This window comes from Micrococcus sp. APC 4021, assembly GCF_030407635.1.
GTDB classification, from domain to species: Bacteria; Actinomycetota; Actinomycetes; order Actinomycetales; family Micrococcaceae; genus Micrococcus; species Micrococcus luteus.
Genome location: NZ_JASDCZ010000013.1, coordinates 20294 through 28960, shown reverse-complemented (window position 1 = coordinate 28960; position 8667 = coordinate 20294). Strand labels below are relative to the sequence as shown.

General features: G+C 74.3%; 9 protein-coding genes. 5 read left to right on the top strand and 4 right to left on the bottom strand.

Annotated elements, in window-relative coordinates; all coding sequences use genetic code 11:
• The 3 genes from QL983_RS02505 to QL983_RS02495 form a co-directional block, all read left to right on the top strand.
• On the top strand, nt 1-1229 hold a 1229-nt coding region (locus tag QL983_RS02505), incomplete at its 5' end, for a polysaccharide deacetylase family protein (RefSeq protein WP_290151162.1).
• Nucleotides 1230-1239: 10 nt separating this feature from the next.
• On the top strand, nt 1240-1794 hold the full coding sequence (locus tag QL983_RS02500) for a TIGR03086 family metal-binding protein (RefSeq protein WP_036339014.1): 555 nt from the start codon (nt 1240-1242) through the stop codon (nt 1792-1794).
• Nucleotides 1795-1833: 39 nt separating this feature from the next.
• The gene (locus tag QL983_RS02495) at nt 1834-2142 is read left to right on the top strand and encodes a DUF1801 domain-containing protein (RefSeq protein ID WP_230297422.1); all 309 of its coding nucleotides are present in this window, start codon (nt 1834-1836) and stop codon (nt 2140-2142) included.
• 17 nt (nt 2143-2159) lie between these two features.
• On the opposite strand, the gene QL983_RS02490 is transcribed toward QL983_RS02495, so the two are convergent.
• The 4 genes from QL983_RS02490 to QL983_RS02475 form a co-directional block, all read right to left on the bottom strand.
• Nucleotides 2160-2957, bottom strand: a complete 798-nt coding sequence (locus tag QL983_RS02490) for a TVP38/TMEM64 family protein (RefSeq protein WP_020624722.1) — start codon at nt 2955-2957, stop codon at nt 2160-2162.
• Nucleotides 2958-3119: 162 nt separating this feature from the next.
• A complete protein-coding gene (locus tag QL983_RS02485; RefSeq protein WP_230297421.1) occupies nt 3120-3962 on the bottom strand; it encodes a GTP pyrophosphokinase family protein in 843 nt (280 codons plus the stop codon).
• A gap of 65 nt (nt 3963-4027) precedes the next feature.
• Nucleotides 4028-4483 carry a thioesterase family protein gene (locus tag QL983_RS02480; RefSeq protein ID WP_060974353.1) on the bottom strand — a complete coding sequence of 152 codons (456 nt, stop codon included), beginning with the start codon at nt 4481-4483 and terminating at the stop codon, nt 4028-4030.
• Nucleotides 4480-5955, bottom strand: coding sequence for an FAD-linked oxidase C-terminal domain-containing protein (locus tag QL983_RS02475; protein ID WP_223247486.1), 1476 nt, complete (start codon nt 5953-5955; stop codon nt 4480-4482). The genes QL983_RS02480 and QL983_RS02475 overlap by 4 nt, the downstream gene beginning before the upstream one ends.
• Before the next feature lie 80 nt (nt 5956-6035).
• Here QL983_RS02475 and QL983_RS02470 point away from each other — a divergent pair, with 80 nt between their 5' ends.
• Both QL983_RS02470 and glsA read left to right on the top strand, forming a co-directional pair.
• Nucleotides 6036-6698: a GNAT family N-acetyltransferase gene (locus QL983_RS02470; protein ID WP_061866755.1), complete on the top strand. Its 663-nt coding sequence runs from the start codon at nt 6036-6038 to the stop codon at nt 6696-6698.
• Nucleotide 6699: 1 nt separating this feature from the next.
• Nucleotides 6700-8640 (top strand): glutaminase A, encoded by a 1941-nt coding sequence (gene glsA, locus QL983_RS02465; protein WP_290151161.1) that lies wholly within the window; start codon nt 6700-6702, stop codon nt 8638-8640.
• Nucleotides 8641-8667: the final 27 nt, after the last annotated feature.

Sequence of the window (8667 nt, the reverse complement as noted above, 5' to 3'; positions counted from 1 at the left end):
CGACCCGCCGACAGATGCTCCTGGCCGGTTCCGCCCTGCTCGGATCGGGACTGCTGGCCGCCTGCGGGCAGGACGGGGAGGACGCGGCGTCGTCGTCCGTGCCGACCTCGTCCGCGCCCACCTCCGCCGCCCCCGCTGGTCCGCCGCCCGCCGGCGAACCGGTGGCCTGGTCGGACGTGGCCCGGGTTCCGCACCTGTTCTTCCACTCCCTCGTGGTGGACCCGGCCCGCGCCTTCGACGGCGACGACAAGGCCGGCGGCTATCTGGACTTCATGGTCACGGTGGACGAGTTCGACGCCGTCATCCGGCAGGTCTACGAGCGCGGTTACGTGCTGGTCTCCCCGCACGAGCTGTACGAGGTGGGGGAGGATGACGTCGTGCGCCCGAAGACCCTCATGGTCCCCGAGGGCCGGACCCCGCTGATCCTCTCCCTGGACGACTGCTCGTACTACCTCTACATGGACGGCGACGGCTTCGCGGACCGCCTGATCGTGGCCGAGGACGGCCGCGTCCGCAACGAGTACACGGACGCCGAGGGCACCACGCACGTCGGGGCGTTCGACGTCGTCCCGCGCCTGGACGACTTCCTCGCCGAGCACCCGGACTTCAGCCTCAACGGCGCCCGCGGCGTGCTGGCCATGACCGGCTACGACGGCGTGTTCGGCTACCGCACCTCGGCCCGCGAGTTCGGGGACAGCCCCACGTTCGACGCCGACGTCGCGGCCGCCACCGAGGTCGCCGACGCGCTCAAGGACAGCGGCTGGGAGTTCGCCTCCCACACGTGGGGCCACCGGACGGTGCCGAAGCTGACCATGGAGGAGCTCGAGTTCGACATGAGGCACTGGCACGAGGAGGTCGAGCCGATCCTCGGCCCCACGGACATGCTCATCTACCCGTTCGGCGCGGACGTCACCGGCCCCGGCAAGTACACGGAGGACAACGAGCGGTACCGCTACTTCCGCGAGCTCGGCTACCGCTCCTTCTTCCTCGTGGACGGCACCTCCAAGGCGTGGGGCCAGCTCGAGCCCGGCTACTACCGCGGCTCGCGCATCAACGTGGACGGCATCAGCCTCGCCGCGGCCGTCTCGGGCGAGCGGCCCGTGCTGGAGGAGTTCTTCGACCCCCGGTCCGTCCTGGACCCGGCCCGCCCCGAGTCCATCCGCGGCCCGAAGAAGCCGAGCCCGGCGCCGTCGTCGCCCGCCGCGGCCCCGAGAACCCCGCGACCCTGAGGAGAGCACCATGTCCATCCCCGCCACCGAGGTCGAGGCCCGCTGGAACGCGGCCGCCGAGCCGTTCACCGCCGTCGTCCGGGAGGTGCGGGACTGGGACGCCGCCACCCCGTGTGAGGGCTGGGACGCGCTGGACCTGCTGGACCACGTGATCGCCGGCCAGCGCGACTTCGCCGCCCGCCAGGGCCGGGAGGTGCCCCTCTTCGACGGGTCCCGCCAGCAGCTGGCCACCCAGTGGGCCAAGCACGCCGCCGCCATGTCCGCCCTCGCCGGTGACGAGGAGTTCATCATGCGGCCCATGAAGACCGCGCTCGGGGAGATGCCCGTGGGCGAGGCGTTGATCCGCTTCCACGCGTTCGACGTGATCGTGCACCGTTGGGACCTGGCCCGCTCGCAGGGCGTGGACGCGCGGTTCACGGACGCGGAGATCGACTGCGTGGAGGAGTCGCTGGAACTGTTCGGCGACGCCGCCTACACGCCCGGCATCCTGGGCGAGCCCGTCCCCGTGGCCGACGACGCCGACCGGCAGACCCGCCTGCTCGGTCGCCTGGGCCGTCGGGGCTGAGACCAGGGCAGGACCCGTCCCCGCACCCCAGGAGGCACCGTGAGCGAGTCCACCGGTTTCAGCGCCGCGGAGCAGGCCGCGATCGCCGAGTGCGCGCAGGAGCTGCGCGCCCAGCGCGGCGGCAGGAAGAAGGCCGACGCCCTGCAGGACCTGCTGGTGAAGATCGAGGAGATGCCCGAGCAGGACCGCGCCATGGCGGTGGGGGTGCACCGGATCGTCACGGAGGCGGCCCCGGAGCTCGAACCCCGCACCTGGTACGGCATGCCCGCCTACGCGCGCGGCACGGACGTGCTCGTGTTCCTGCAGGTCAGCAGCAAGTTCGGCGTGCGGTACACAACCCTCGGCTGACGTCCGGCGCAGAGTGGTCACGACACGCCGCGTCGCGCACGCGGAGACGGCGTGTCCTGACCACTCCGCGGGCTTTCCGGCCCCTCCGAGCCCGCCGGCCCCTCCGCGGCCCGGGCTGCCCGTCGCCAGCGCCGCACCGCCCACAGGGTCAGACCGCCCACGGCGAGCCAGCCCACCCCGAGCAGCACGCCGTTCACGACGCCCGGGCGCACCGCGAACGCCCCCATCGCCACGAGGGAGAGCTGCCCGGGGATCACGCCGACCGCGGTGGAGCCGGCGAAGATCCCCAGCGGCACGGCGAGCGCGCCCGCCCCGTAGTTCACGGGCCAGTACGGCAGCCCCGGGGCGACGCGCAGGGCCAGCAGGGCGAGGAACCCGGTGTCCTCGAGCCGCCGCTCCACGGTCTCGGCGTGGCGGCCGAGCCCGCGCAGGACCACCTCGCGTCCGACCGCGCGCGCGATGCCGTACGCCCCGAGCGAGCCCAGCAGGGCTCCGACGACGGACAGCACCGTCCCCTCGATCGCGCCGAAGAGCACACCGGCGGTGACCGCCATGATCGTCACGGGGATGGGGGTGAGCGCCACGGCCGCGTACAGCACGGTGAACGCCAGCCAGCTCCACCAGCCGAAGCCGTCCAGCTGGGCGCGCAGCTCGTCCACGCCGGGCAGGCGCACGGTGAGTGCCAGCCACACGAACGCCGCCACCACGAGGACGAGGGCGGCGGTGCGCAGGATCGACACCCCGCGGTGCCCTGTGCGGGCGGGCAGGGTGGAGGCGGCGCCGGAGTCGCGCGGCGGCACGGCGGTGGAGGGCATCGGCTCAGGCTACCGGCAGCCGCTCCCTCCGCATGTCCTCCCTGGCTTGCGGTCACGCCCTGCTCTGCTTTGCTGGATCACACGCGTGTGACTCATCCACACCTGTGGACAACTCTGTGGAGAACCCTGTGCACGCGGCCCGCCGGGTGTGGACGGAGGGGCTCAGACGGTGGACGCGCCGGGCGCGTCGTCACCCGGCCGCGCCTCGCCCGGCCCCGCCGCCGGCTCGTCCTCGAAGACGGGACCGCCGTCGTCCTCCCAGGCCGCGGCGGCGTCGTCGTCCCTGTCGGTCTCCTGCACCTGGTCGTGCAGGCGCTCCATGCGGGTGTCCAGGTCCGCAGCCACGCGGGCGGCGGCCACGAGCTCGGTCGCGATGTCCGGGGGCACGCCGCCGTCGAACTTGTAGTTGATCTTGTGCTCGAGCGTGGCCCAGAAGTCCATGGCGCTCGTGCGGAACTGCATCTCCACGGTCACCGGGATCGTGCCGGTGGACAGGTGGATCGGCACCTGCACGAGGCAGTGCAGGCTGCGGTAGCCCGAGGGCTTGGGCCGGGAGATGTAGTCCTCCACCTCGAGCACCCGGATGTCCGGCTGCTGCGTGAACTGGCGGAACACGCGGTACACGTCCCGGGCGAAGCTGACGATCACGCGCGCCCCGGCGATGTCCGTGACGTTGGTGCGCAGCGCGTCCAGGTCCAGGGACAGCCCGCGGGCGGAGGCCTTGCGCAGGATCGACTCCGGCGACTTCACCCGCGTGACGATGTGCTCGATGGGGTTGTAGTCGTGCAGGTGTGTGAACTCGTCCCGCAGCACCTCGAGCCGCGCCTCCACCTGGAGCAGGGCCGAGCGGTACTCGAGGTCGAAGCGCTCGACGTCTCGGCGCAGCCGCTCCAGCGCCCCTGACGTCGCGGGGGAGAGCTGCGTCAAATCGGATACGGGGGTGCCGCGCAGCGCCTCGACGTCCGCCGAGGGCGCGGGTGCGTCCGGGGAAGGGTCCTGCTCCATGGCCTCAAAGCCTACGGCGGGATCCTGCGAGACGGCGGGCCGTCCACAGGCCCGACGGCGGCCCGTCAGTCCTCGGCGGGGATCAGCACGCGTTCGAAGGCGGCGCGCTCCTCGTCGGAGACGGCCACGGGCCGCCCGGCCGCCGGGTCCACCTGCACGAACACGGCGTCGCACAGCACGCAGCGCCGCCCGTCCTGCCACAGCTCGTGGCGCAGCGTGAAGGACGTCCGGCCGATCCGCAGGATCCACACCCGCGCCGTCACCTCGGGCCCGGCGTAGACCACGGGCGCCTCGTACTGGACCTCCATGGACCGCACGACGCGCTGGACGTCCGGGGACGCCGTCGTCGTGGCCCACGCGGCCAGGGCGCGCACGCGCGCCTCCTCGGCGAGGGTGAGCAGGCGGGCGTTGTTGACGTGGCCGTAGCGGTCTTCGTCGGACCAGCGCAGCTGCAGCCCGACCTCGAACGGGGTCGGCGTGCCGGCGTCGGCGGGGGTCTCGGGGGTGGTCGGCTGCGTCACGGGGTGAACACCTTTCCTGGGTTGAGGATGCCGTGCGGGTCGAACACGGCCTTGATGCGCTGCTGGAGGTCGTGCTGGGCGTCGCCGAGCTCGTCTCGCAGGAACGCGCGCTTGAGCAGGCCCACGCCGTGTTCGCCGGTGAGCGTGCCGCCGAGTTCCAGGCCCGCGCGGAACAGCTCGCCGGCGGCCTCCCACACGTCCGCCGGGATCGACGCGGCGTCCTCGGCCGCGCCGCCCACCTGCGCCGCCGCGCCGAACAGCAGGATCGGGTGCAGGTTGCCGTCCCCGGCGTGGGCCGTGGTGGGGATGGCGACGCCGGTGCGTGCCTCGATCTCACGGATCCGCGCGAACATCTCGGCCATGCGGCTGCGCGGGACGGCCACGTCCTCCACGAGCGGGGTGCCGAGGCGCTCGAGCGCGGGGAACGCGGTGCGGCGCAGGGCCATGAGGGCCTCCCCCTCGGCGGGGTCCACGGTCACGGTGACGTCCCCGCCGTGGGCGCGCATGAGGGCGGCCATGGCCTCCCCGTCCGCCTCGGCGCCGGCGCCGTCGGCCTGCACCAGCAGGAACGCGCCGGACTCGGGCAGGGCGGCCCCGCGTTCGGGCCCCGCGTGCGCGCGCACCGCGGCGAGCGTCGCCTCGTCCATCAGCTCCATCAGGGCGGGCACGTGACCGGCCCCGGTGATCGCCTCGGCCGCGGCGGCGCCCGCGACGACGTCCGGGAAGAACCCGCCGAGCGTCACGGGCACGCCGCGCACGGCCGGCCGCAGCGCCAGCGTCGCGCCCACGATCACGCCGAGCGTGCCCTCCGAGCCGATCATCAGCGCGACCAGGTCGTAGCCGGTCACCCCCTTGACGGTGCGGTGGCCCAGCCGCAGCAGGGTGCCGTCCGCGAGCACCACGTCCAGGCCCAGCACCGCCTCGCGCGTGACGCCGTACTTGGCGCACAGCAGCCCGCCGGCGTTCATCGCGATGTTGCCGCCCACCGTGGAGATGTCCTTCGACGCGGGATCCGGGGCCCACCACAGCCCGTGCTCGGCGAGCGCGGCGTTCAGCGCCCCGTTGAGGATCCCCGGCTCGACGACGGCCACGCGGTCCGCGGGGGAGACCTCCAGGATCCGGTCCATCGCGGTCATGTCCAGGACGATCTCGCCCGCCCCCGCGACGGCGCCGCCGGCCAGCCCCGTGCCCGCTCCGCGGGTGACCAGCGGGGTGCGGGTGCCGTGCGCGATCCGGCACGCGGCCTGCACGTCCTCCACCGTCCGTGCGCGGACCACGGCCCGCGGCGCGGCGGGGGAGCGATGCCCCGAGCGGTCCGCCCGGGCGGCCTGGAGTGCGGCGGCGGAGACGTCCACGCGGCCGGGCAGCTCCGCCTGCAGGCGGGCGACGACGTCGGCGGGCGGGGCGTCTGCGGCGGGGGCCGGGGCGAGCGGTGCGGCCGGGGCGAGCGGTGCGGAGAAGTCCATGCCCACCAGTGTCGCCGATCACACGGGACGGAACGCTCGTCGGCCGGTCCGATGACGCGCCCGGCCCCGTCCCTAGACTGGCGGCCATGACCTCCCCGGACCCCGCTGCGCCGCGCCCCCGCGTCCACGTGCTCACCCTGCGCCCGGATGGAGCCCGTGAGGACACCGCCCGCCGCGTGGGCGCCGTCCTCGCCGAGGCCTTCGCCACGGACCCGTACACGCTCGGGCTCGTGCCCGAGGACCGGCGCGGGCCCCGCCTCGAGCGCAAGTTCACCGCCGCCGTGCGCCAGGGGCTGCGCGCGGGGGCCGACGGCGCCCCGCTGGGCGCCGTGGACGTCGCCGTGGACGCGGCCGACGGCACGCTGCTCGGCGCCGCCGTGTGGACCTCCCCCGCCGCCCCCCGCGGGGTCGACGTGCCGGGCCTGCTGGCGGGGCTGCCCACCGCGGTCGCCGTCCACGGCCGCCACACCCTCGCCCTGAAGCGGATCCAGGCCGCCTGCGAGCGTGCCCGCCCGGCAGGCCGGCACTGGTACCTTGAGGAGGTCGGCACCGTCCCGTCCGCCCGCGGGCGCGGGGCGGCGAGTGCGCTGGTGCGCCACGGCCAGCGCCGCGCGTCGGGTCTGCCCGTGCACCTCGAGGCGTCCGTGCCCGCCACCGTCCCGTTCTATGAGCGGCTCGGCTTCCGTGCGACCGGCCACGTGCCCGTGCCCGGGGGCGAGCCCCTGACCTGCCTGCGCTGGGAGGCCTGAGATGAGACACCCGATCCCCGACTACCTGGCGAGCCTGATCACCGAGCTCGGCGCCGTGAACCCGGGAGAGACGGCCCAGTACATCCCCGTGCTCGCGGAGGCGGACCCGGACCGCCTCGGCATCGCGCTGGCCACCCCCACCGGGCGGCTGCACTCCGCGGGGGACGCGGACGTGGAGTTCACCATCCAGTCCGCGTCCAAGCCGTTCACGTACGCGGCCGCGCTCGTGGACCGGGGCTTCGCCGCCGTGGACCGACAGGTGGGGCTGAACCCCTCGGGCGAGGCCTTCAACGAGCTCTCCCTCGAGGCGGAGTCGCACCGCCCGGACAACGCCATGATCAACGCGGGCGCGCTCGCGGTGCACCAGCTGCTGGTGGGGCCGGAGGCGAGCCGGAAGGAGCGGCTGGACCGGGCCGTGGAGATCATGTCCCTGCTCGCCGGGCGTCGGCTCGCGGTGGACCGGGAGACGTACGAGTCCGAGATGGCGGTCTCGGACCGCAACCTCTCCCTGGGGCACATGCTCCGCAGCTACGGGGTGCTGCAGGACTCGGCCGAGGAGATCGTGGCCGGGTACGTGGCGCAGTGCGCCGTGCTCGTCACCGCCAAGGACCTCGCCGTGATGGGCGCGTGTCTGGCCACCGGGGGCATCCATCCGATGACGGGTGAGCGCGTGCTGCCGTCCATCGTGGCGCGGCGCGTGGTGTCCGTGATGACCTCCTCCGGCATGTACGACGCCGCCGGGCAGTGGCTCGCCGACGTCGGGATCCCGGCCAAGTCCGGGGTGGCCGGCGGTGTGCTCGGCGCGCTGCCGGGCCGCGTGGGGATCGGCGTGTTCTCGCCGCGCCTGGACGAGGTGGGCAACTCGGCGCGCGGCGTGCTGGCGTGCCGCCGCCTCTCCGAGGACTTCCGGCTGCACCTCATGGACGGCGACAGCCTGGGCGGAACCGCCGTGCGCTTCGTGGAACGCGAGGGTGACCGCGTGTTCCTGCACCTGCAGGGCGTGATCCGGTTCGGCGGCGCCGAGGCGGTGCTGGACGCGCTCACGGACCTGCGCACCGGTGCGGAGAAGCCCGGCACCGGCTGGGACGCCGCCGTCTACCCGCGGTGGCAGGAGGCCGCGGCGGACAGCGCGGCGCTCGCGGCCGCGACCGGCGGCGGGGCGGTGTACGAGGCCGCCGCCGTGGCCGCCCAAGACGAGAACGACGGGCCCATCCGCACCGTGGTGCTCAACCTCACGCGGGTGGACCGGATCGACGACGTCGGCCTGCAGCCGCGTCCCGTGCCGCCGGTGGACCGTCGGAGCCGCCTGGCGTGGCACGTCTCGGGGGCACTGCCGCTGATCGGGTGCCTGACCTCGTTCCCCATCGGCATGTCCAAGGACTCCATGGTGATCCCGGGCGTCGGCTATCAGGGCGGTTTCCCCGCGGGCTGGTCCCACGCCCTCAACCAGCCGGCGTACTTCACGTGGCTGTCCAACGCGCTGGTCGCGGGCACGTCGCTGACGCTGGCCGCGCGTCGTGAGGCGCCCACGTCGGACGCGTTCTGGGCCGTGCGCACCGCCGGCCTCGGCTCGGTGATGGTCACGGGGATCGTCTACAACGCGGTGCTGCGCGGCCGCGAACAGGACACCTTCCTCTACCGGTTCAACGACGCGCTGCAGCACATCGTCAACCCCGTGCTCGCCCCGGCGGTGTGGGCGCTGTTCGACCCCCGCGGGCAGATCACGCCGCGGCGCGCCGGGCTGGCCTCGGTCATCCCGCTGATGTGGGCGGCGGCGACCATGGCGCGCGGGCCCCGCATCGACTGGTACCCGTACCCGTTCCTCGACGTGCCGCGGCTCGGCCGACGCAGCGTGGGCGTCGTACTCGCCGGGATCCTGGCCGGCTTCACCGGGCTCATGGGTGTGCTCGGCACCGTGGACCGCCGCCTCGGCCTGGCCTGAGGGGCGGTCCCCGGCGCTGACGGCGCG